The organism is Chordicoccus furentiruminis (assembly GCF_019355395.1).
Classification (GTDB): Bacteria; Bacillota; Clostridia; order Lachnospirales; family Lachnospiraceae; genus Chordicoccus; species Chordicoccus furentiruminis.
Window position 1 is genome coordinate 538,131 of record NZ_CP048829.1, and the last position, 24,677, is coordinate 562,807.

Here is a 24,677-nt window from a genome sequence, read left to right on the forward strand (position 1 = left end):
ATCAATTCATATTATCTTTTAAAAGACGATCTTCATATGAAAATACTCTTTTAATGGTATTATGAAAATCAATTACAGCATCATCTTCTTTTATTTGTTTAGACTCCTCATAATTAACCCACTTTGTCTCCTCGTATATACTTGAATCATGAAATTCCGTTTTATTTTTGACCACTGCCATCAAGATAAGTCCTTTTTTTATGTGACCATGTTTTTTTATCTCATATATAGCTAAGGGTTGCGGTTGCCTTTCATTACGAGTTTTGTCCAATACAAGTTCAATGTGTAACCCAAATGTGTGAAGGTAATAATCATTCACTGTGTCTATTATGTTTTCTCTACTCAAAGCTTTTGCACAACCAAAATCCCATTTTCTCGGATTCAATGAGTGATTTTCACTCCTGCGTGCAATCATTACTTTATGAGTTTCCGGATCATAACAAACAACCGCAAGATGCAACTCTAGCGGCTTTTTAATACTCGTAGCTATAAGTACCTTATCAGTAAACAGTTCTTTCAAGTAATCCATCTTGAAACTAAGGTTTCTGTCTCTGGCTATTTTATCAAAGGCTTTGTCCACACTGAACATTCCGCTAGGAAGTAAAACTCCGTCTTTTTCAATTTGAGTCCTTGGAGATTGAGAACCTTTACTACCATTTTTCTTTTTTCGTGGCATTTTCCCACGTGCAAAGTAATTTATAACCAGGTCATTGCCTTCTGTTTCATCATATCTAAAGCTATTAGCAAAGCTGTATTCGCTTTTGTTATATTTATGATAATTATCAGTACTCTCATAGATAGATCGTATTATTTCTTCATTATAGTACCAAACGACAGGATATAATGAATTTTCCCAAACACCTTTCAGCCGAACATAATCTATAATATATAGGCAATTTCGTCTTATATCCTTTAACAAATAAGCAAGTTCAAAACTAAGCGCAAGCCTTCGATCCATTGTCTCCTGTTTTACACGAAAGCCAACATCTATGTCCCTTCCTAAAAACTCATGCATTTCAGGACTTTGCGATGTACCTGGATAGTCGAATGAAATATTATTATAATAATTAGCCTGATTATGACTATCTGAAACTGCCGCGATCCAGGCCGCACACTTTAAGGAAAGCATTTGTGTTTGATCTTTCAACAAGGCCGTATCCTTCTTAGCTTGCTGGTTATCTATGTTTTCAATGAAATTTCCGTTTTTTAAAGAACGTACCATCTCTTGAAGTAATTTAAAAATAGAGTCAATAGATGATACTAGCATCGTCTTATTCTGTATTGGCAGAACGAAAATGACTTCATCACCTATGACTCTCCACATTTGGCTGTTTGCTAATTCCTGATTGCCTGTGACCCTCTTTCTTATCGTCTGAATTAATTCCATAATGATCACAGGCCACCATATTGTCACGGACTTATAAGCGGTTGAATTGACTATATCAAAAGAATAAAACAAGCACAAATATGAAGTTTCATTCTCGCCAAAAGATGCACATGATGATTTTTCCTGCTCTTCTGATTTTTCTATCTTTTGATCTGTTTTTACTTTGTTCTGAGATGCCTCTTCATTCCGAGCAGTTTTAACCTCTTCTGGCACCTTTATATCTGCAAATTCGCGAACAAGGGCAGAAATCTTGTCGGCCGATACAGATGTATTTATTTTATTAACAGGGGTTTGTAAGTGCTCCTCTATGATCGTTTTAGCTTTCTTTGAGGCCTTCCGATTTGCAACAGCTGTTTCTTTGCAGTCTTTGTCATTAACCGGTTCCCTTTTTATAAGTCTGCCATTGACGTATGTACACTTCCATCCGTTGCGCTGTACTATTCTTCTCCGTCCTTTATGTTTTTTAGAAGAATTGGCATTCTTTTTTTGTGGATCAGGGGCATGCGCAAACCCGCTATCGTTATCGAAATCATCGCTCATTGAAGATACCCGAGAAATCTACCATGATTAGTTGCCGCAGAGATAGATACATGAAAATAGTTTGCCACTTGAGCCATATTCACAAAATTTCCACTAGAATACTCCTCTATTTTTTCTTTAAATTCTTTTTGTGGCATTAGTAATGCTGCAGCAAACTCATTAGCTTGATACTCCTGCTCATTAGCACCAAAACGAGTAAATTGATGACTATTGCTCTGTTGATCCCATGTACCTTTACTGATCAAATATCCCATATGTAGGAACAAATGCCCCAACTCATGTGCAATTGTAAAGTTTCTTCTTTCGTCGCCCTGATAAGGAGATATTGCTATTTCAAAGGAATTATCCCCTACTTTTTTGATTGTCCCATCATAGAGCTGATCAAGACCGGGTTGTTCAACAATACTGCCGCCTAATTTATTTACTAAACTATCAATATTGTCGATTGGGATGGCTACGTCAAATGTAGAACGAACTGCATCAGCTACTTTATTGATATATGCTCTTGTAGCATCATTCACACATCTCACCGCCTTTCCGATTACATTGTTAGGTCAACCTTTCCAATACCTAATCATTGATATTATAACAAAACAACGAACGTGAATCTATATTATTCACAAATTATCCCATTATTGATTTGTGTTGATTATACAAAGTACCCAATGCTGAAAGCAAAGACAATCTCATGTTCTTTTAATGTGATTTTCCTGAAAATTAACTCTCGATATCTTCATCGCCGTCCGAAGCGCCAGCCTGTCGGATCAGTTCGATGATCTCGTCGATGCTTTTATCACTTTCTTCGACGGCTTTCAAAAGCTCCTTCTTTTTCTGTTCGTTCCGCTTCTGCATCAGCTGCTCCAGCTTGTTTAACTCAGCCTCGTAGTGCTCCTTGGCTTTGCTGACAACCTGCTCTTGTTCCTCAATCCGTTCATCAAGAGAACGCCTTGTTCTTGCCATCACACTGCCTCCTTCATCTCATCAGACAGTTTATCGCTGATCTCATTGTCCCACTTTTTAATGTTGACTTCATTGATCCCGAATGCTTTCAGGATCTCTTTCTGGGTCGCGGTAACCGCATAGTTCAGCCAGTATCTGTGATCCGGCTGCTGGATGATCAAGATCTTCTCCAGCTCCCGGATTGCAGCAGGAACAGTCATGTAGTTTTTCTTTTTATTGCTTTGTTTTTCCTGCTCAATTAGTTGATGATAAATGCGGTTTCTTACGATCAATGCCACAAACTCAACAAATATCCGTGCATTCTCTGTATCATTCATATGTGCCCGCATTGTCCTGTTGCCGAGGAAGCATTTGTCCGCACGGAACAGCTTTTCCGAAACATCCCGGCTCTTGTAGAACTCCAGCGTCTTCGAGGCAGTCATCTCAGCCGATGTGATGATAACGAAGTATCCGCAAAAACTGATCTCCCTGTTAATAACATCAGTCCTCTCCTGGGCATACAGAAACTTCTCGTCCTTCTGGCCTTCGTGCCAGTAGATCAAATCAAAGTAGTGCTCCAGGGTTCGTTCAAAATGAACGGACTGGTTCTGATGCTTCTTAAAGTACTTTGCGAGCCTGGCAATCTTTGCTGTCAGTTCACCCTTCTCAGAAGCCTTCCTGCTGTCACTGTAATAGATGTGGAAGTATCTGTCATTCTCATCTGACGGAAACAGCTTCTGGTGGACTGTCGTGCCATAGACGTTATAGCCCCGGATGTTCTTTGAATAATCATCCTCGAACCTGCCCTTGTTCGCGGTCACGATCTCATGGGCCAGAGACTTCATTCCCTTCATCATAATGATGAAATCGAAACTGTTCTTATCCATGTATCGGATGTTCTCTCTGCTGAAGTATCCCCTGTCGAGGATGAACCCGATCTCGTGGTAGCCATAGCCTTTGGCTTTCTCAAGCATGATCTGCAGCTGCGACACATCTGTAATACTGCCCGGATACTCTTCATAAAAGAGCGGAACACTGTTGGTGTTATTATACGCAACGGAATAATTAAACACCGGCTTTCCGTTATCCTGCTTCGGATGCCCGAATTCTACGCATTCCAGATCGCCTGCCTGGCAGTTCTTGTTCGTGGAGTCATAGGAAAAATAAATTTTCTCACGGTGATCCTGTTTCTCATTCCATGTGTTCTGGAACATGATGATCTGATCAGGCGTTTCGAGGCGTCCGTTATGTTCCGCATAGCGTCTGCTCCGAAACGCATCGGAGTCCGCTGGGCTTCGCAGAATGCACATATTTCAATTCTGCGGTTTTTTCAATGCACGTCTGATTTTTGCCATATGATTTTTTACCGGTTTTTGTATTTCTTCAGTATCCCCGAAAACATGCTCTGCTCTGTGAACATACGTAAAGAAATTTCCTTTATCTTTCCCGTTGGGCTTTGCTCCTCTTTCAGAGTACTTTTTATAAAGATACTTCTTTCCCTTCTGATCTGGATTTTCTGCTATGGCATGCGCCTTACGGTACATTCGATAATAGTACTTGCTTACCGTCTTGGACCTCAAAGTAGTTGTGACACCGTTGAATGTGAAGCCAAGGAAATTGATGACGTTCTTTGAACCATCCGCATTCTCGAGGATAGTTCCACCAATATTTTCTATGTAAGGAAGATCTGTTTTGTAAATCTGTGTTTTTTGCGGTTCCAATGTCAACCCTGGTGTCTTCTCAATTATATGGTTGATAGAGAAAATCGCTGTTCTCGCAGCTGCTTCATCCAGTGGAATAACTACTATAAAATCATCGCTGTATCTCATGTAAAGTCCTGCACATTGTTCTACTATATCTTTGATTTTCCGGTCCACATCCATCATATAGACATTCGCAAGTAATGCACTGATCGGTGAGCCCTGGGGAATGCCGAAAGAATCCTTGTGTTTTTTTATATGTGATCGGTATTTCTTGTACTGCTCCTTAGTCAGAACAGTGTATTGAGAATTCAGCTTTTTTCTTCCTACCCTTGTCATTGGCAATCCATTCAATTCCAAAAGGTCATCCAGTTCCCAGGTGCTGTATCTGGTTATGTTTTTGAAGATTCTATAATGATCCGGTGGAAGCTGATCCACACCAAGCAGGTTACACCATTGCTGCTTCAGATACTGGTGATCCAGGTTATCGAAGAATCCGGTGAAATCACCTATCATCACATACGCATTGGGACTGGCTTTGATATAATCAAAGGCATGCTTGGCAAGATGAATGTTATTCTTTCCCAGATCCGATCTGTATGCAACGGGGACATCTTCTATTCCAAGGTTTCTGATCCGCGTATTGTATCGCTCATTCATCAAATGGCAGTAATACTGCAGAATGCACCGATCCAAATGTGCCGCATAACAGATGTCCCGCTCCTTTTGTTTTCTTCCCTTACTGCTATATTTCGAACAGTCTTTCTTATAATGGATAAGCGGATAAAAGCCATGGTGTGAAACCCACTCCGCATCAGTTACCAGGTTTGCGGCCTTCTTTATATCTGTTCTGGTGTCAAAATGTGCGTAATATTTCCTGCTTTTATCAACTGTTTCCTGACGTAAAACCCATTCGTCGATTATTCTTTCTCCCTTATATTGCAATACCCATCGGCACGGAGGATAGCATTCCTTAGCCGATGGGTATACAAATAATCGTGGCATCAACGGTGAAGACTTCTCTGCCGTATGAGTACCAGCTATCCAGTTATGCAATGCTTAATTCATGTATAATCAAGCAGGAGAACTTTGTCATGTTCCTATACGTCGCTGTCTTCGTGCTGACCGCTCTGGTCTGCGTCTCAGACAGTTTGTTCCAATCTCTCTTGTTGGAGCTGATTGGCGAACTGTTGACAACAATTCTCATCCCCTACAACATCTTGCAAGGCAAATATATTCTATCACATAATATAGTATTTTTCAATAGAAACATATTTCATCGTCAGTTCGCGGGATTTGCAGAAGATCATGCAATCATCCGCGTACCTGACGAACTTGTGCCCGCGGCGTTCCAGTTCTTTATCCAGCTCGTTTAACATTACATTCCCGAGTAATGGACTCAGTGGTCCGCCCTGGGGCACTCCCTCTTCTGTTGCGTGGAATCCGCCGTCTTCCATGACTCCGGCATTCAGGTATTTGTGTATCAGCGATATGATGCGCCCGTCCTTGATAGTCCGCGACAGCACCTCTATGAGCTTGCTGTGGTTCACTGTATCAAAATATGATGCTAAATCCATACTTACTACATACACATAGCCTTCGTCCGCCAGCCTGAGGCACTTCCTCAGGGCGTCATGGCATCCTCTCCCCGGCCGAAACCCGAAGCTGTTATCCGAGAACTGCTTCTCGTATATTGGCGTGAGTTCCTGTGCAATCGCCTGCTGGATCACACGATCCACCACCGTCGGTATTCCAAGTTTCATGCTCTTCTCCTTTTAGACTGATGCTGCCGCCGTTGCTGTTCTCCTGATGATCCTTGTCTTTCCGCTGCTGGGTGCTGTCCAGCCCTTGACCATATCCAGCCCCATCAGATGCTTGTACTTGTTCTTAGTTTCACCCCTGCGCACACGCTCAAGGTAATCGTTGTAAAAATCAGAATAGCGGGTGGGGAAGTAGCGTTCTTCGGAGATGCCCATCTCCACCACGCTCTTATCCCCATCCCGCCATTGAATGGTTACTTCATTCTCGCCCAGCTGAATGTCGGTCATCGTGTCGTCCAGCCAGTAATAGTCAACCGTTTCCTTTCTTCAATATTAGATATACGCTTGTTTTACGGTTTTTCCCATCTAGAGGAACAGCGCCAAGATATACATCATATTTTGCCTTTTCACGAAGTGCATACTTGCATCCAACCTTAGCCGCTATCTCCGCCTCTGCACTGTTTATATTTGCTCCTACAGTGCTCATCCAGTTTGTCTCATAGGCTTCTGTAATATACTTCAGCTCATCTCCATGCATGGTTGGTGAAGAAAGCCTGATAATGTCAAGTTAGGAACAAAACTTTACAATTATTTAATATTTATCTTTTCCACTTCTGTTTTCTTTTCCCCATCTGCAGCATAAATCTAGCGCTGATTATGCCATCAAAAAAGCACCTCGGATTATCTCCAAGATGCTTTAATCAAATATTCGTGCTTTATTAGCTGTTGCTTATTGGGTCTGTCCTATCTATATAGAAGTAAACCTCATTAAACAAATGGAATTGCTTTATAGATAAACGAGATAGCCTCCTTTTTGATTCTATCAACTGCAGCTGCATCAAAGAACTCATTCAATTCAGAATTATATCCTAACTCATCCCAGTCATGTCCCAAAACCCATTCCAGCTCAGTGACACACATACCATCCCTTATACTTTCAATAAGTATATTTTCTTCGAAAGGATCAAATTCATAAGACCCGTCTTCTAATCTGTGCCCATTGAAATAAGAAAACTCTTTTATCATTGTCTTCTGATTGTCCATAGATATGTCAACGAATGGTAATTTGCTTCTCAGCATGCTTGTAAACAGGTTTGTCAGCTGATAGCAAGTCAATAACACCCTTTCTTGTTTATTTTCACTTTCTGGCATGTGCATTAAATTATTAGGACGATTATAAGAGTATGTTTCTCGATAGTTTTTAACTGATTCAATAAACTCAGCCAAGTCTTTATCAAAAACACAATAATCATATTGGGCATAATAACTACAAAAGACATTCTTAAGCTTTGAATGGGTGATTTCCACAATTTTCCTGTCTAATTCTGGATTCAAAAACAATACCGACCACATTGCGTGAAATAATGAATAATAACGCAAATAATAATAAGCTGATATACAGCCTGTACCTCTTGTATGCTTAGCTTCTGCCCATAGGAGTGCTGATGTCATTAACTCACGTCTTGAACGAATAGATCTGGAAATCATCTCCATTTTATTCTCTTCACTAGCATTCTTCAAAAATCTCGAATATCTCGAACTCCAGATGTCAAACATTTTTTCAGCATTATCCGCATTTAATTCTGCATCGAGGTAGCTAAAATCTCTTGAATATTCTTTATAGTGTTCACTCAGTTTCATAAATACACATTACCGCCTTTATAAAAACCGCTATACCTTAAGGTCTATTGAGAACATATCAACTTATTACTCGCAATATAGACATTTGCATTCCAGTTTATACTATCACAAATGAACTACGTTTCAAACACTATACCAAGACATAATGCTAGTGAATGAACGATAATTAGATCAGCTAATAGCTGGGAACTTTTTCCCAAAAATGGGAGAAAGTCCTCTTCCGCTATTCTAATCCCTCCGGATCCACAAACTGCTCCTGCGTTATAACAACTGCCGTATTCAGATCATAATCAATCAATCGGTTCCTAGGATAGCTCTCCCCGTACACCAGGTAGCTCTTGTCAAATTCCCAGTGGCATGCTTTATAGATCACCGAAAGAAGCGGGCTGCTGGTAATATCGAACTGAAACTTATCTGTCTCTCCTTTTTGGGGCACACGGATCCCATCTCTATCGATCTGCTCACATACTTGTATGGCCAGTCTCTTTTCTCTGGAGTTAAATAGGAAACGAATATACTCCGGCTCCTGCAGCTCCCGGATTGATGCATAATAGATCAAGAGTCTGCCACGCTGAAAACTGAATGACAGGCCCAGTCGCTTTTCTGGTCTGGTTTTCTCTTCCATTTCAGGTCACTTCCTCCTCATCACTGAATTCTTCTATTGATTGGTAAAGATCCCCATCACGCAAAGTCACGTTCTCATGCTGTTTGACAGGTACACCAAATGAACCCTCCCAGTCATCTGGATAGAAGGGTTTCATTGACATCTTTTCTTCTTCCTTCTTTCTTTCGGTCACCTGCTCCGGTGTCAGGCTTGAATCTGTCTGTCCGGCAGCAACCTCTGCCTTTGTTGTTTTCTTGCGTTCATAAAGGATTTCCTGGACATCCAGTTCAAAGACATACAGGACTTTCCCTTCATGTATGATCCTATGGCCAAGGATCTTGTAACGGCATTTATCACTCCAGTCCATCATCTGATAGATCCGGCGCGAGAATTCCTTACTTGTGATTTTTCTGGTTTTTCTTTTATCAGCTTTTTCTATGCACCAACGGAGGGAGTCTTTATCATTTTCTTCACATTGGCGGATGGCCATGCGATGATCCTTCCGATTAATCATGACCTGAATATATACTGCATCCTCCATACCATTAATGCAGGCTGTATTGAAGGTAATGCTGTCTTTGCGGATCGTAACTGCCGGTTCTCTCATATGCGCGAACATCTCACGCCTTACGATCTGATAGCCGTCATAGCTGAAAGTCTTCTCGATCTCAGCTGTCCGCTCCATCATTTCATTCGCTTCGATTGTACTCATACAGCACACCCCATCTCTTCCAGCATTTTTCTTGCTTCTGACTGGATCTCACCAAGAATATCCTGCCCGAGATCTCCAACTGTTGCAAAGAGGACAGATGGCCTCAATATCTCCCAATTTCCCTTATATTGGATCCGTTCAAAGTACATGGTTTTCCTCTGACATTCCGGAAGGCCAAAATGACCATCCCATTCTTCTGGGAATACGTGTTCAATGGAATAGATTGTTACCATCTCCACATCCTCTGTTGTCATGGACACAGTATCCGTACCTTCATCTTCATCGGGCGAGTATTTCGTTGCATTGTCCGGTCTATTTGCATGATCCGCATTCTGCAAAGGATCTGAATCATTCGTATTCTTATGGGTCAATCACTTTTCTTATGGGATAGGTGGTATCCCAGGTAATTTCAGGTAGCACCTGGCTGTACCAGTGTCAAGGTCATCCGGCCATTTATCCCTCCCGCCCAAAGGGCGTGAGCATAAAAGGCCTTCTTCCCCTGACACTGCTCCATCCAGGAGCGGCAGGGTAATCAAGGGGCGTAAGGACGCCCCGGCCCTTAAACCGGGCCAAAAACAGTTGCATAGAAAAAGGACCATCGTCTATAGTTGAGACTGTATTTCCTGGCAGAAGTGTACAAACTCAACAAGGCGGTGGCCCGTACATGAATTATACACATACTGAGTCCGATGGACAACTGGCATTCTCTGAAAACAGATATACTTTTTTAAGCATCCCCTCCCGGCTGGAAGGCTTTAATAATTCTGACACAAGCGTACACCGGGCAGCTTCCGGCCGCGAAGTGTTGTGCTTTAACGGCAAGCTCGATCTGGCGGATGCTGACCGCAGATGTCCAAAGTGTGGAAGCCGTATGCACATCAACGGTCACCGGGATCTTACGCTCCGGCATCTTTGCTTTGGCGGAAGCCTCAGTGCGATCCATTTTGACCGCGTGCAGCTCATCTGCAAATGCGGACATTCCCATATGCAGTCTGTTCCGTTCAAAGCAGACGGCCATCAGATATCTGTGGAACTGTACCAGTATACCAGGGATCTGTTGGCACTTGGCACTTACACGCTCAAGCAGGTAGCTGAGATCACCGGGCTCGGAAAGAACACGGTCAAAGCCTTAGACCTTAAGCGCCTGAAGGAGCTCTATACCATCGACGGCACGAAACTGATCAGACCGGAGCAGCCGGCAAAAATGCTTGCCATTGATGAGTTCAAGCTCCACAACGGCCACCGCTATGCCACCCACATCATAGATCTTGATACCGGCCATATCCTCTGGATCTCCCATGGGAAGAAAAAGCAGGTGGTCTATGACTTCATCGACCATGTCGGCCTGGAATGGATGGACTCTGTCGAGGCCGTCGCCTGCGACATGAACTCCGATTTCCAGGAGGCTTTTGAGGAAAAATGCCCCTGGATACAGCCGGTGTTCGATTACTTCCACATCGTAAAGAACTTCAACGACAAGGTGGTCAGTGAAGTCCGCAAGGACGAGCAGCGCCGCCTGTATGAGGAAGGCCTTATGGAGGAGGCAAGGGCTTTAAAAAAGACCCGTTACATCCTGATGTCAAGTCGATCAACGCTTCAGGCGAAAGATGCGCAAGCCAGGACAGGTGAGCCGATCAGCCGGTCCGGTTCCATCTTTCCCAAGGAAGAGTACGTCCGGAAAGAGGGTTATGAAGCAAGATATGACGAACTTCTCAGTCAGAACAAGCTTCTGTTCACGCTTGATCTGATTAAGGAGCGTCTGTCTCTTTCCTACACCCGCACTGATGAAGCCCGTATGGCGGATGACATCACCTGGATCATGGATACCTGCAGTGCATCCGGAAACAGTCATCTTCAGTGGTTCGGAAGACTCCTTGGAAACCACTTTGAGGGCATCATAGCCCATGCAACTTATAAAATCTCCTCTGGCAAGATGGAGGGCATCAACAACAAGATCAAAGTCTTACGGCGACAGGCCTACGGACTTCCGGATGACGATTATTTCTTCCTCAGGCTGTTTGACGCCAGCAGGAAGGGCTATATTCGCAACCCCTTATCCCATAAGATTTGTGATTGAAGCTGTAACCCTACTACCTCATTTTCCCATATTCCAGTATGTCGGAAATGCGCTATGAGACGATCAATTCTTCCCGAACAGATCCCTTGGCAGCAACGTTTACGAGAAAGCGAATATTCTGGGACAGCGTTATGTATCAATTGAACAGGACATTCCGTCTTCTGTAACAATTTCTCTTAAAAAATATGGTTACAGGCCTTTGATTTCCTGGTCTCAATCCCTAAGTTAACAGCATTACCGGTATCTCAAGAAGGAGCTTATCAAGTTGATCAATAAGACCATCAAGAAGGCCTCCACTCTTACCGAAGAGAAGTTGATCACAGCTATGGGATTTCCCAAAAATTGGAAAGACATCAGTAAATACAGGGTGTAAGTGTAAGACTATCATATCTAAAATCGTGCGTAATATTTTCGTAATATTGTAATGTTTTCTTAACAGTGCCTGTCACCAACGTGCTTTTCCATTAACCTTAAGAAAATTGAACGCAGTATCTACAGCCTCTTTACATTCTCTGTCTGTTCCAAGTCCGATACGATCAAACTTACCATTTCCTGGAAGCATCTGAGATTCAAGTCTAAAGACTCCTATCATATCTGATTGACCATGAGATACAGTATAAACCTGACCAGGATTACACATTCCTTCGGGGATAAGCTTTCCGCCTCCCTGCTCCGGTACCGATACGTAGTGTTCAGACATATCATCCATATCTATGTATGAGAAATTAACATCGTAGAATTCCATGCCACCGAGCTTCTTAAGCTGCTCTTTGACATGTCTTCTCATTTCCAATGCAATCTCTAATACTTCTGTCACATCTTCTTTTGTAAAGTTTCCATCCGGATAAAGAAGTTTTAAATAGCCATCCACCATTCTACGAACTGCAATGGTATCACGCTGATTAAGATTCTTCCCAAGTCGGTTAACGGTGCCTGACACCAACGTCTCTAGGCATCGTGATAACCTCTTTCCTTTTTTAATTTAATGGCATCGAATCAACAAGTTCTTTAATCGCTGTCGATTTAAAAACAATTCCTAATCCCAGCACCTCTTGCGTAATATAATTCGTTCCTGTTGGGATTGCCTGCAATGTATTATTCCGAATCATTGTCATCGCAACAATACCAAGCAATTTCAACTTTCTTTGTCCAACTACAATTTGTCCGTTCTTAAAATTCTCGAATGTCAAATCTATGTAAACAGGGCTCCCACTTGAACCAGGAAATACTTGTGCATCAATCACAAATTCCGGCTGTCCATTAAAATCATATTGCGGGTGACTTGAAATCATGCCCATTCTAATAAGTGGCAGATTATTAGCCATATCATATCTACCATCTGGATAACCAACAAAATACACATTCTCTGCAACCGATAATTCTGGCTCATGAAAATCAGCAAGCATGGAATAATCAACATACTTATAGTATATTTTATCTTCCATGGCAATAAAAAGCCCCGTACAATCCATTGCCGCAATATCGACATTTGGATTGGGATGCCCTTTGACAATTTGATCTACACCTTGAAGATTAAGCTCCTGTTTATGCCCATGTTTCGGTTCCCCATTTTCTTTACACGTGAAAGATATAGTAATATTGGGGGTTCCAATTAACACATGTTTATTTGAGATTAAATACAATTTATATTGGTTTTCTCCTACAGGGCGAGACAACAAGAATCCTGTTCCTATTGATGTTACTTTGCCTTCACTGTTTTTGCATTCTATTCTTAGCGTTGTATATAATAGTTGCTCGTAAACAGTATTCATAATTACCCTCCCTTTATCTTCGTATCATTATCACATCTTCGCCGACCATAAGGTCGTTGCCTGCTACTCACCACGGAGAGGTGTGTGATTTATCAAAAAGATTTTTGATTTGTCCGAGCAACATAGGGAGCTACCACTCCCTGTATATCACAATTTCGACACTTTTTACAGACGTTTTCTCGCCTTTAACAGTGCCTGTCACCAACGTTTAGATGCATCCTCGCTGATAGCTTTTTGGTGTGCTAACATATTTCTATTTTCATTTCAATCCAACGTATAAAGGAGAATCGAAATTTCTCAATACGAATTTCGATTCTCACATGAAATGACTTCAATGAGATCTTTATAATCGATCTCAATATCCGAAGGCATTTCTACATAATCATTGAACTCAGGATTTCCGTCTTTATCAATAATAATGGTAAATCCTATTACTGTATTTGCTTTGAACCGCGCTACCTTTTCTGTCATGACGGTCCAGAGAAATGCATTATCTTCCCTGTCCCAATAGGACTCCATCGCATTCAAATATTCGTAATCGAGCATGATGACAAAATTCACATCAAGATAAATCCTCGCGAATTTTGAACCATCTTCCATCTCCTGCAGGCTGATAACAAATGCATCATACAGATAGTCTCCAGTTCCCATATTAGATGTGTCTTCAACATAGCCATCCGGCTCATCTACAGTCAATGCTGCACTGGACACTCCTTCTTCTATCGTTGTCTCAATGAGCTCTCTGGCATAGCCATTATTAAGTTTTTCCTGAAGTTCTGCCGCCTGCTTATCCTGAACTGCGAAGAAATTGATTAGTTCGTTCAAGGATGAAAAATATTTGACATCCTCGGATGGTCTTTCCCCTACCGTTTGCTTCATTGCGGTCATAAAACCATTATCATCTGATACGATACAATAGAGCATATCATCAACAAGACCATCGGATGTCTTATGCTCCACCAGAATATTATCTTTGCTTAATCTTCTGATTTCCTGCTCTACAGCACGAATGATAATTGCATCCGGGAACTCTTCTTTCTTAGCAGTTTCAAATGGATACCGCATTTCAAAGTAATCATCTAAAACGCCCTCTACATCTATCCCATTGGACGTAATTTCTTCTGTCTTACAATCCTTCAGAAAACAGTCAAACTCGGAAAATGCCTGTTCCACCCACTCTGATGGGCTGGATGTCTCCATCTTATCCTTATATTCTGGAAGGGTTCTGAACAGCTGTAGGTCTCTGGAGGATAGAATCTGATTAAGGTTCTTTACAGTACCCTTAATTTTATTCTTGATATGCCTGCAGACTTCATTCTTGACAACTGAGCATATTTGCATTTCTAGCATTCCACTCTCAGCATAATTTCTCATCTGCATAAATAGATCATTCCTGAATGAGTAATTAGCTGCATCATATATATTTGTATCGAGGAAAACTTTGTAATGCATTATGTCATGTATCTCCAAAAAATATATATAATCGATAATCGGTCTATAAATGCTAATCTGAAACTGAGCCATTGAGGGAGTGCCTGTCTCCTGATACACTCAAGAAGGAGCTTATCAAGTTAATCAATAAGACCGTCAAGAGGGCCTCCACTCTTACCGAAGAGAAATTGATCACAGCTATGGGTTTTCCAAAAAATTGGAAAAACATCAGCAAATACAGGGTGTAAGTGTCAGACTATCATATCTAAAATCGTGTGTAATATTTTCGTAATATTGTAATGTTTCCTTAACAGTGCCTGTCACCAGATATTAGATAAGAATCACAAATCTTCTATCACACGCGGCTTTGCTATCTTCGCACTACCATCTCTGCCACGCACCGGACGATAAGCAGAGAATTGTAGCGTGTTGTCTGATAAAAGCATTATATCAGTCACAGTATATCCCTTCCAGACAAAGATGTGATTATCAATGCCTCAGATCACTACCTTACTGTCAGTTCTTCAATATACTTATATCAAAGGCGTCAGAGGGCAAAATAAGTTCATCACCCTCCTGATAGACTATTTTATTAACATTCTCAACTTCTTGAGCATTAGCGTTCGAAATCAGGAATTCAGTTTTATTTCCTTTCCCCATGAGAATCGCTAGAGTCGGCAGTGCTATAAAGACATTCTCCTTTGTTCCGTTATCATATGTATGTGTAAAAGCAGGGTTATTTGAAGTAATAAACGGATGAATGCTGTCTGACAGCATAAAATGGATTTCAAATATCTTTCTATATTGATCCAGCGTTGACTTAATATTCCCTGCGCCAGAAGAAAGGAAGTCATAAAATACTTTTCTGTAATGATTTCCACGAAGTTCTTTCAGATGGGTATCCTCATCTTTATGAACTCGATCCTTCTCTGGAATTGGATCATTCATTGCAGCTTTCATAGGAGGAATTGCTGACAGGAAGAAATTAATGGCATCGTTTAAACAGCTATCCACAAATGCATTTCTGGATTCTGATCTAAAGTCAAACATCAGATAATATTCCATAACTTTTGTCAAATCATCTGATGTTATTGTGTCAGCTCCTTCATTCTTGCCAGCTGATTTTACACTACGAAGTCGTCTCTCGAGATCAGTTATAAAAGACCTCCAGTCGCTTTCATATTGCGCATCCCAAGCCTTCTCTGTGAAAGGATACCGAGCCTCCTTCAATGCATCCCTGATTTGAATTCTTTCAGTTTCAGTTATAGATGTTCCATCAGGCTTTATAATTACCCAGGAATCAAAATTTTTGTAATTATTATTAAGCTCCTCATGGGAAGTCAGCTTCTTTCTATCATATTCAATTTCATATCCATCTAGAAACCCAAATATATCATTAAGGGCATCTTGTGTATAGAACAAATCTCCTGGCAGAATATCATAAGTATTACGAATATAATTGACGCTCATCATTCTGTGCGAAACGATGGATGGAGAAGTCTCAGACCTGTCATACGTCCATACACGCTCCCCATCTGGAGACCACGGTTTCATATATGTTCTTGGCACTATATGTTGTCTTTTTGCGACATTACTGTGCGGATCTGGTAATCTTTCTATTGCCATTCTTCATCTTCCTATCATGTGTAATTTTCTCTCGGTATTATTGTCTCTAACTATCCAATGATCCAATGTAATCTTGTGCGTCTTCTTCACTCCGGATCAGTGTTCAAATCACTGTCATCAGTCCGGCCATGCTTGCCGCATCATACAGATTCCTTCCGTCTTTCCTTATAAATCCGATACGCTCTTCTCAGCCCATCGCTTATTGTGTACATAGGCTTCCAGCCAATCTTCTTGATCTTCTCCGTACTCATCAGAGCATATATGGCTTTTGACACGCTGGCGTTGTCCTCGATATCGTAAATGACTTTCTTCCCTGCCAGCTCTGCCATAAACTCCGCGTAACCGCCGAGCGTCTTACCCTCGTCATCATCAGAAACGTTGTAGGCTTCTCCACTTGTACCATCAAGAAGAACCTTAAAGATTCCACTTGCGGTGTCCGCCACATAGCAGAAAGAGTATCGTTGATTTCCCTTGCTCTTTAGGACAATATCTTCTCCATTCACAGCCTTTTCCATGAACTGAGACATTGCCTTCGTATCCTTCTTGTGATCCGCTCCGACGGTTCGCGTCAGACGCGCTATAACTACATCCACCCCGTACTGGCTCTTATATGATTGGCAGAGTGCTTCACAAGTCCGTTTTGATTCGTTGTATCCCGCTCTTGCTGTGTTGCAGTCAATATAGCCGGAATAACTCTCATCCATCGGCTCTTCTGTCCCCTGGCCGTAGATTTCATTAGAAGAGGCAAGCAAGAACCGTTCGATCTTTTTCTCCACGGCAAGTTTCAAGAGATTATTACAACCAATAATATTCGTTGTGATCGTTCCGACAGGGTCTGCCGCATACTGTGCAGGATGTGTGTTAGAAGCGAGGTGAAGAATATAATCTACTCTTCCATTATAACTGATCGGCTGTGTAATGTCCGCAGCTATTTTCTCTACCGTGTCATCCGATTCTCCGCCATGCCGGGAAAGAGAAACAACATGGATGCCAGAACCATATTTCTTATTCCTGTACCTGATCACATCAGAAATGAAAGTTCCGATGAAACCGGTACCGCCGGAAATCATGATCGTCTTTTCGTTTAATTTCGGGTCAATCATTTTTGGTGTGGGGTGAACATGTGAGCGCTCTCCCCGGTTAATAGTTTCAACGGACGCCGTCCTTGACATGAACCTCAGGAAACGTTGTCCGGTCTATGCCGACGGCGAAGAACTCAGGGACAGGCTCCAGACTCCATCGCCGTCGGGCTCGGAAGTGTAACGTTTCCTGAGAACCCTGTCAAGGATCCCCTTCGGCGGCTGGGATCATGCCTCTGGTTCTGCTCCTCGGAACAGGCGAGGCGCTGCCGGGACCATAAAACAATTGCATAAAAAAGGATCTTCCTGTACTATTCGAGTTGCATCTTGGCGGATGTAACAACCCAAACAGAAGGGAGATCCTCTGCATGAATTGTACTCGGACTGACGCAAACGGGCAACTGTCTTTTTCCGCTTTTACCGGAAATTTCCTCATGGTTCCTTCCTCCATGACCAGCTTCTACAACACCAAAACGACGGTTGAGACTACCAGGTCCGGCCGTACTGCCTACCGTTATGAGGGAACCCTGGACATACAGGATTCTGATCGCATCTGCCCGAAGTGCGGCAAAAAGATGCATGTTCATGGCGGGCATCCTATTGCTGTGCAGCACCTGAATGTCGGAGGAAGTTTTGGCTACCTTTCATTCAGACGCAATCAGCTGGAATGTCCTCACTGCGGCGCAACCGTGATGCAGTCTGTTCCTTTCATGGCCGATCATCATCGGATCACAAAGGAACTTCTGCAATACACGAAGGACCTTCTCGCTACAGGGACTTATACGCTGAAGCAGGTGTCTGAGATCACCGGACTTGGCAAGAATACAGTAAAGGCGATCGATCTGAAACGGCTTCAGGATAAATACACCATTGATGGCCAAACACTGATAAAACCTGAGCAAACGACGCGTTTCCTCGGCATTGATGAGTTCAAGCTGCACGACGGACACCGCTATGCCACTCACATCATCGACATGCTTACCGGGCATATCCTCTGGATCTCGCACGGCAAGAAAAAGCAGGTCGTGTATGACTTCATCAAGCATATCGGTCTGGAATGGATGGACAATGTCGAGGCGGTTGCCTGTGACATGAACTCCGATTTCCAGGAAGCCTTCGAGGAAAAGTGCCCTCATATCCAGCCGGTCTTTGACTACTTCCACATCGTTAAGAACTTCAACGATAAGGTGGTCAGCGAGATCCGGAAGGACGAACAGCGCAGGCTTTACGATGAGGGCAACTTCGAAGGCGCACGCCAGCTGAAACGGTCAAAGTATATCCTCACGTCCTCAAGAAAGACCCTTCGGAAGAAGGACCAGGAGGCACGTGATGGCAAGGTTATCTCCAAGGGCAGCGAGATGTTCTGCAAGGAAGAGTACAGGCGCAAGGAGGGGTATGAAGCCCGCTACGATGACCTGCTCAAAGAGAACAAGCTCCTGTTCACCTGTGATCTCATCAAAGAAACTCTGACTCTGGCTTACAGCCGTGTGGACGAAACTTTGATGATGAAGGACATTGAAAAAGTCATGGACCTCTGCGAAGAGACTGGGAATGTCCATCTCATGTGGTTCCACAGACTACTGTCCAAACACTTCGAAGGCATTATTGCCCATGCAACTTACGACATGTCCTCTGGCAAAATCGAGGGCATCAACAACAAGATTAAGACGCTTCGGCGTCAGGGATATGGATACCCGGATGATGACTACTTCTTCCTCAAGCTCTTTGACTTAAGCCGGGCTGAGGTGGTCCGGAACCCCAAATCCCATAGGAAAAGTGATTGAGGCTTAATTTCTCCCAGTTGTACGGGAGTTCTGCAATTGTCCTTATATCTTCTAATTCTAAATCAGTCATGTAACTTCTTGTCCTTATTTCGCTTCAATCACAAATCTTATGGGATAAGGGGTTGCGAATATAACCCTTCCTGCTGGCGTCAAACAGCCTGAGGAAGAAATAATCGTCATCCGGAAGTCCGTAGGCCTGTCGCCGTAAGACTTTGATCTTGTTGTTGATGCCCTCCATCTTGCCAGAGGAGATTTTATAAGTTGCATGGGCTATGATGCCCTCAAAGTGGTTTCCAAGGAGTCTTCCGAACCACTGAAGATGACTGTTTCCGGATGCACTGCAGGTATCCATGATCCAGGTGATGTCATCCGCCATACGGGCTTCATCAGTGCGGGTGTAGGAAAGAGACAGACGCTCCTTAATCAGATCAAGCGTGAACAGAAGCTTGTTCTGACTGAGAAGTTCGTCATATCTTGCTTCATAACCCTCTTTCCGGACGTACTCTTCCTTGGGAAAGATGGAACCGGACCGGCTGATCGGCTCACCTGTCCTGGCTTGCGCATCTTTCGCCTGAAGCGTTGATCGACTTGACATCAGGATGTAACGGGTCTTTTTTAAAGCCCTTGCCTCCTCCATAAGGCCTTCCTCATACAGGCGGCGCTGCTCGTCCTTGCGGACTTCACTGACCACCTTGTCGTTGAAGTTCTTTACGATGTGGAAGTAATCGAACACCGGCTGTATCCAGGGGCATTTTTCCTCAAAAGCTGTGTAGCGTAAAATAAAAGTACCCGGAATCGGAAACAAAATTCCCCACTTTCAGAAGGGGAAATCCCCGAAATCGGAAAGGGACATGTTGTAGCAACCAAACCAATCATTTATCCTTTGTCTAAGCACGACCAAAGGCAAAGGAGGAAAGGAAGATGCTGACTATGTCCCAAATCAATGATATCAGAGATTTGAGCCGAAAGGGGTATGGGATTTCCAAAATATCATCCCTCACAGGAAAGGATCGCAAGACGATCCGTAAATACCTTGAACAAGACGACTTCTCACCGGAGCCGCCCGTGGCGAAATCCAGAACATCCATCGTTACGCCGTACATTGATATCATCACGGAATGGCTTGAGGAGGACCAGAAACACTGGTCCAAGCAGCGGCATACTGCCAAGCGCATCCACGAACGCCTGCAGGAGGAATACGGTTTTACCGGAAGCTATGATTCTGTCCAGAAATTCGTGCACAGAATCCGGACCGATATCCAAACCAAAGGAACACAAGAACTCGTCTGGGAGCCCGGCTGCGCACAGGTTGACTTCGGAGAGGCGGATTTCAATGAAGATACCGAATGCGTCCGCCGGAAATACCTTACCGTATCCTTCCCGTTCAGCAACGACGGATATAACCAGGTATTTCGGGGCGAAACTGCAGAATGCGTCTGCCAGGGGCTTCAGGATATTTTCAACTACATCGGGGGTGTCCCTTCGCTTCTTGTGTTCGACAACGCAACCGGCGTTGGCCGCAGGGTCATGGATAAGGTACATGAGACCGAGCTGTTTGCCCGGTTCCGTGCCCATTACGGGTTCCGTATCCGGTTCTGCAATCCGCATGCCGGATACGAGAAAGGCAACGTTGAGAATAAAGTAGGTACAAGCCGGCGGAACCTGTTTGTTCCGGTTCCCACATACCACGACATCGAAGAATTCAACCGCGGCCTTCTTGACCAGCATGCAAAGAAAGCGGCAGAAGCCCACTATAAGAAAGGCACTGCGATAGCAGAGCTCTTTGAAGAGGATAAGAAGCATTTCCTCCCGCTTCCGGCGAAACCGTTCAATGTATGCCGGTATGAGACCTGCAAGGCCGACGGATATGGAAAGATCTGCCTTGATGGCAGGCATTTTTACTCCACTAAGCCCGAAAACCACAACCAGAAGGTCATGGTCGGCATCCGCGCCCATTATATAGACATCCTGGAACCAAACGGCAGTCTTCTGGTCCGCCACAGGCGTCAATATGGGGAAAAACGTACCGATCTTACGGATTACAGTACATCGCTTGAGATGCTCTCAAAGAATATCGGTGCCTGGCCGAACAGCGGATTTCGGACGGACGCACCGGAATTGATCCGGGAGTACGTTGACAGCCAGCCCCGTGCAGGGCGCAAATCCTGTATCCGGATGCTAAGCAGCCTGTCAAAACAGTACGGCTATGCGGCAGCTGTAAACGCGCTGGAGCTCGCCATCAAAGGCAACAGTGTCAACAAGTCGGATACCGCCATTCTCGCGGCGCGTATCACTGGATACGGCATTGATACTCCGCCGGAACCCGGCCCGTCACTTGTTGTTTATGACCAGGCCTTTCTGCCCAACCAGGCCACAGACAAGGAGGCGGCATCATGATCACGGCAATCGCCAGAACTGAGATGGAAGAAAGCATACAAGCCTGTTGCAAGTCCCTGTTTCTTACTTCCGCGATCCCGGAGTTCATCAAGGAAGACGGCACGCCGAAGCAGATCGAATATCTTGCGGCTGCCCTCCGAAAAGAAGTTGTCCGCAGGGACGAGAACAAGCGCGAACGTCTGGTCAAACGCGCCCGGTTCCCGGTTTATAAAACGTTCGACGGATATGAATACCGCTGTGTAAAACTTCCGCCGGCGCTATCCAAAGAAGATCTGGAAGCTGTCCGTTTCATAGAGCATAAGCATAACCTTGTCCTTTATGGGCCCGTAGGTGTTGGCAAGACCCATATGGCGATCGCCGCCGGCGTGAATGCCTGCCGGAAAGGATACAAGGTGCGCTTTTATACAGTGACGGAACTTGTCCTGAAACTGGCAGAGGCCAGGAAGAATGGAACGCTCGAGAGGCTCCGCAGTGATCTGAACTCCCTTGATCTGCTAATTCTGGATGAGTGGGGATATGTCCCGGTAGACCGTGACGGATCCCAGCTCCTGTTCCGCGTAATATCAGACAGTTATGAGAGCAAAAGCCTCATTCTTACTACCAATCTGGAATTCTCTAAATGGGGCAGCATATTTACTGATGACCAGATGGCCGCGGCGATGATTGACCGTCTTGTCCATCACGGGCATCTGCTCCTCTTCGAAGGAAACAGCTACCGTATGGAGCATGCGCTGATGAAGCAGACGGCACGCCAGCCTGGAGCGGGCGTTGTCAAGGGGACAGACCGCTTGACGTGAAGCGGCCGGGCAGTCCCTGAAAAAGAGGCACAGAAAATCCTCAGCCGCGGAAAACAGTTCCATTCTCTGCCCGACGATGGGCAGGCCTCGGCGGAACCCAGATGAGGAGAAATCATGCCACTTTCCGAAACTGAGGAATTCCCAATACGAAACTGGGGAATTTTCCTTCCGATTTTGGGGATTTCTTATTGGCAAAACACAGTCCAAACCTTTGCTGGTGGTGAAGAGGCATCCCTGGAGGTAAGTCAACTCCTGCCAGAGCTTCTGTTCCCTTTCAGCGTTAGTGCGGACACTGTTCCTCTTCCTCACACGGTACTGCTTCTGCCGCTCTGCCTTGATGCTTATGTCCGGAAGATTGTAGATGATGTGTTCATATGGAAGGTAGGAATTGATACTTGCACGTTTCAGGCCGGTCTCCTCGGTGATCTGAGCCACAGTCAAACCTTGGGCATGAAGTTCTTGAACCTTACGGCTCAGTGAGGTTGAATAGAGTCCTCCCGTTATCAGAAGCTTTCGTGCTTTCATGACAGTAATATCAAATTCATCTGCGACGTCGTGCAGACTCACATGGTCTGGATCTTCCTCTTTCCGATCATCCACCGGATCGCCGTAGTAATCACACACAGCAGCCAGGAGCTCCTGCATAGTGGTAGCACCGTTATAGTTTGGTTTCCGTTTATGTGCTGGCATAGTCTTCGCTCCTTTTTGTTGTTCTGAACAACATTACGAGATCAATTTATTCTGTCGTTTTAAGCGACATTGTTTATTGATTTTGGCTAGCAAACGCTGATTTCAAAAATTATTTACACGTTTTCCTGACATTCATATTGATTTCAGGTCCTTTCTTTGCTATCATACTTATGTTTTTCGGCACTACTCCGCTTGTACTTATTGTCGTTTTAAGCGACAAAGGAGGAAATCATGAAGAAATTATCGATGCAGCTGCTTGCCGATACCGTGGTATCCCGCCGTAAGGCTATGAAGATCACACAGGCACAGCTGTCCAAGACCACAGGAATAAATCGCGGGCTCTTATCCCGGCTCGAGTCACTGGACTATGTCCCAGCCATCGAGCAGCTCCAGGCATTAGGTGAGGCCTTAAACTTCGAGCCCACAGATATGTTTGTGGATACAGCCGCGTCCACTCCTATTATTGTAGAACGACCCTACAAGATTGCCGTTGCCGGAACAGGCTATGTTGGTCTCTCCCTCGCAGTTCTTCTGGCGCAGCACAACATAGTAACCGCCGTTGATATCGTACCTGAGAAGGTCGAGAAACTCAACAACTTCATCTCCCCGATCCAGGACGAATACATCGAGAAGTATCTGGATGAGGCCAAAAAGAGTAAGCGGAACCTTGATCTGACTGCCACCACAGACGGTGCGGCTGCCTATGAGGATGCGGACTTCATCATTATCGCTGCTCCTACTAATTACGATCCTAAGCAGAACTTCTTTGACTGCTCCGCTGTGGAAAACGTACTGGCACTTATCAAGGAAAGTACAGCTGATCGGGAACCGAAGCCCACAATCATCATCAAGTCCACTATCCCGGTTGGATACACAGTACATATCCGTGAAAAGATGGGCATGGACAATATCCTTTTCAGTCCGGAGTTCCTTCGGGAGTCCAAGGCGCTCTATGACAACCTGTATCCCAGCCGGATTATTGTCGGGTGCGATGAGCAGACAGAAGGTGCAGCTCGCACCTTCGCAGGCCTACTTCAGCAGGGAGCGATCAAGAATCCGATCGAAACATTGTTCATGGGCTATACCGAAGCGGAAGCCACAAAGCTTTTCGTGAACACCTACCTCGCGCTCCGCGTTTCCTATTTCAATGAGCTGGATACCTATGCCGAAGTCAAAGGACTGAAGACTGCACCGATCATCAAGGGCGTCTGCCTGGATCCCCGCGTCGGCGACTACTACAATAACCCGTCCTTCGGTTACGGTGGCTACTGTCTGCCGAAGGATACAAAGCAGCTGCTGGCAAACTACAGAGACGTTCCTGAGAACCTTATCCAGGCCATTGTGGAAAGCAACCGGACCAGGAAAGATTTTATTGCAGAGAGAGTCCTTGAAATCGCAGGCGCATACACTGGAAGCGAGAACTTCAATCCTGATAAAGAACGTCAGGTCGTTGTCGGTGTCTATCGCCTGACGATGAAAAGCAACAGTGACAATTTCCGCCAAAGCAGCATCCAGGGTGTCATGAAACGAATCAAGGCAAAGGGCGCAACAGTGATCATCTACGAGCCTACCCTCGAGAACGGCAGCACATTCTTCGGTAGCCAAGTTGTCAACGACCTCAAGAAGTTCAAGAAAATGTGCGGCTGTATCATCGCTAATCGTTATGATCCTGCACTTGACGATGTCGAAGAAAAAGTGTACACAAGGGATTTATTCCGCAGAGATTGATTACATAACAATC

General features: G+C 44.3%; 22 protein-coding genes and 2 pseudogenes. 6 read left to right on the top strand and 18 right to left on the bottom strand.

The window, feature by feature from the left end; translation table 11 throughout:
• Position 1: 1 nt before the first annotated feature.
• The 12 genes and pseudogenes from G4C92_RS02585 to G4C92_RS02640 form a co-directional block, all read right to left on the bottom strand.
• Complete coding sequence (locus tag G4C92_RS02585) at positions 2–1,927, bottom strand: hypothetical protein (RefSeq protein WP_274941049.1); 1,926 nt, start codon at positions 1,925–1,927, stop codon at positions 2–4.
• Entirely contained in the window at positions 1,924–2,448 is a 525-nt protein-coding gene (locus tag G4C92_RS02590) for an ImmA/IrrE family metallo-endopeptidase (protein WP_274941050.1), read from the bottom strand. Before G4C92_RS02590 ends, G4C92_RS02585 begins: the two co-directional genes overlap by 4 nt.
• Before the next feature lie 196 nt (positions 2,449–2,644).
• Entirely contained in the window at positions 2,645–2,887 is a 243-nt protein-coding gene (locus G4C92_RS02595; protein WP_274941051.1) for an ErpK protein, read from the bottom strand.
• On the bottom strand, positions 2,887–4,080 hold the full coding sequence (locus G4C92_RS02600) for an IS1634 family transposase (protein WP_274941052.1): 1,194 nt from the start codon (positions 4,078–4,080) through the stop codon (positions 2,887–2,889). Before G4C92_RS02600 ends, G4C92_RS02595 begins: the two co-directional genes overlap by 1 nt.
• A 99-nt stretch (positions 4,081–4,179) precedes the next feature.
• Positions 4,180–5,571 carry a reverse transcriptase domain-containing protein gene (locus G4C92_RS02605; RefSeq protein WP_274941053.1) on the bottom strand — a complete coding sequence of 464 codons (1,392 nt, stop codon included), beginning with the start codon at positions 5,569–5,571 and terminating at the stop codon, positions 4,180–4,182.
• A gap of 236 nt (positions 5,572–5,807) precedes the next feature.
• Positions 5,808–6,329, bottom strand: coding sequence for a reverse transcriptase domain-containing protein (locus G4C92_RS02610; RefSeq protein ID WP_330654764.1), 522 nt, complete (start codon positions 6,327–6,329; stop codon positions 5,808–5,810).
• A gap of 12 nt (positions 6,330–6,341) precedes the next feature.
• Positions 6,342–6,614: a hypothetical protein gene (locus G4C92_RS02615; RefSeq protein WP_274942047.1), complete on the bottom strand. Its 273-nt coding sequence runs from the start codon at positions 6,612–6,614 to the stop codon at positions 6,342–6,344.
• A 124-nt stretch (positions 6,615–6,738) separates the two neighbouring features.
• Positions 6,739–6,864: pseudogene (locus G4C92_RS15250) on the bottom strand (DegT/DnrJ/EryC1/StrS family aminotransferase); the annotation flags it as partial.
• A gap of 230 nt (positions 6,865–7,094) precedes the next feature.
• Positions 7,095–7,967, bottom strand: coding sequence for a hypothetical protein (locus G4C92_RS02625; protein WP_274941054.1), 873 nt, complete (start codon positions 7,965–7,967; stop codon positions 7,095–7,097).
• Positions 7,968–8,190: 223 nt separating this feature from the next.
• Positions 8,191–8,592: a hypothetical protein gene (locus tag G4C92_RS02630; RefSeq protein WP_274941055.1), complete on the bottom strand. Its 402-nt coding sequence runs from the start codon at positions 8,590–8,592 to the stop codon at positions 8,191–8,193.
• Position 8,593: 1 nt separating this feature from the next.
• Positions 8,594–9,283: a hypothetical protein gene (locus G4C92_RS02635; protein WP_274941056.1), complete on the bottom strand. Its 690-nt coding sequence runs from the start codon at positions 9,281–9,283 to the stop codon at positions 8,594–8,596.
• The gene (locus G4C92_RS02640; RefSeq protein ID WP_274941057.1) at positions 9,280–9,537 is read right to left on the bottom strand and encodes a hypothetical protein; all 258 of its coding nucleotides are present in this window, start codon (positions 9,535–9,537) and stop codon (positions 9,280–9,282) included. Before G4C92_RS02640 ends, G4C92_RS02635 begins: the two co-directional genes overlap by 4 nt.
• Positions 9,538–9,947: 410 nt before the next feature.
• Here G4C92_RS02640 and G4C92_RS02650 point away from each other — a divergent pair, with 410 nt between their 5' ends.
• Positions 9,948–11,360, top strand: coding sequence for an ISL3 family transposase (locus G4C92_RS02650; protein WP_408611719.1), 1,413 nt, complete (start codon positions 9,948–9,950; stop codon positions 11,358–11,360).
• Between the two features lie 460 nt (positions 11,361–11,820).
• Here the strand turns inward: G4C92_RS02650 and G4C92_RS02655 are convergent.
• The 5 genes and pseudogenes from G4C92_RS02655 to G4C92_RS02675 all read right to left on the bottom strand — a co-directional run.
• Positions 11,821–12,282 (bottom strand): annotated as a pseudogene (locus tag G4C92_RS02655) (BREX system Lon protease-like protein BrxL); the annotation flags it as partial.
• Between the two features lie 55 nt (positions 12,283–12,337).
• Positions 12,338–13,132, bottom strand: coding sequence for a S1 family peptidase (locus tag G4C92_RS02660; protein WP_274941058.1), 795 nt, complete (start codon positions 13,130–13,132; stop codon positions 12,338–12,340).
• 297 nt (positions 13,133–13,429) lie between these two features.
• Positions 13,430–14,512 (bottom strand): PIN domain-containing protein, encoded by a 1,083-nt coding sequence (locus G4C92_RS02665; protein WP_274941059.1) that lies wholly within the window; start codon positions 14,510–14,512, stop codon positions 13,430–13,432.
• 567 nt (positions 14,513–15,079) lie between these two features.
• Positions 15,080–16,189: a DUF4238 domain-containing protein gene (locus G4C92_RS02670; protein WP_274941060.1), complete on the bottom strand. Its 1,110-nt coding sequence runs from the start codon at positions 16,187–16,189 to the stop codon at positions 15,080–15,082.
• A gap of 140 nt (positions 16,190–16,329) precedes the next feature.
• Positions 16,330–17,292 (bottom strand): NAD-dependent epimerase/dehydratase family protein, encoded by a 963-nt coding sequence (locus tag G4C92_RS02675; protein WP_274941061.1) that lies wholly within the window; start codon positions 17,290–17,292, stop codon positions 16,330–16,332.
• 344 nt (positions 17,293–17,636) lie between these two features.
• On the opposite strand from G4C92_RS02675, the gene G4C92_RS02680 reads away from it, so the two are divergent.
• Positions 17,637–19,052, top strand: coding sequence for an ISL3 family transposase (locus tag G4C92_RS02680; protein WP_274940062.1), 1,416 nt, complete (start codon positions 17,637–17,639; stop codon positions 19,050–19,052).
• Positions 19,053–19,146: 94 nt separating this feature from the next.
• Here G4C92_RS02680 and G4C92_RS02685 read toward each other — a convergent pair whose 3' ends face one another.
• Positions 19,147–19,857, bottom strand: a complete 711-nt coding sequence (locus G4C92_RS02685; RefSeq protein WP_274941062.1) for a transposase — start codon at positions 19,855–19,857, stop codon at positions 19,147–19,149.
• Positions 19,858–19,982: 125 nt separating this feature from the next.
• Here G4C92_RS02685 and istA point away from each other — a divergent pair, with 125 nt between their 5' ends.
• The 4 genes from istA to G4C92_RS02705 all read left to right on the top strand — a co-directional run bounded on the left by istA (position 19,983) and on the right by G4C92_RS02705 (position 24,664).
• Entirely contained in the window at positions 19,983–21,449 is a 1,467-nt protein-coding gene (gene istA / locus G4C92_RS02690; RefSeq protein ID WP_274941063.1) for an IS21 family transposase, read from the top strand.
• Entirely contained in the window at positions 21,446–22,246 is an 801-nt protein-coding gene (istB, locus tag G4C92_RS02695; protein WP_274939922.1) for an IS21-like element helper ATPase IstB, read from the top strand. Before istA ends, istB begins: the two co-directional genes overlap by 4 nt.
• A gap of 114 nt (positions 22,247–22,360) precedes the next feature.
• Positions 22,361–22,726, top strand: coding sequence for a hypothetical protein (locus G4C92_RS02700; RefSeq protein WP_274941064.1), 366 nt, complete (start codon positions 22,361–22,363; stop codon positions 22,724–22,726).
• A gap of 441 nt (positions 22,727–23,167) precedes the next feature.
• A complete protein-coding gene (locus G4C92_RS02705) occupies positions 23,168–24,664 on the top strand; it encodes a nucleotide sugar dehydrogenase (protein WP_274941065.1) in 1,497 nt (498 codons plus the stop codon).
• Positions 24,665–24,677 lie beyond the last annotated feature (13 nt).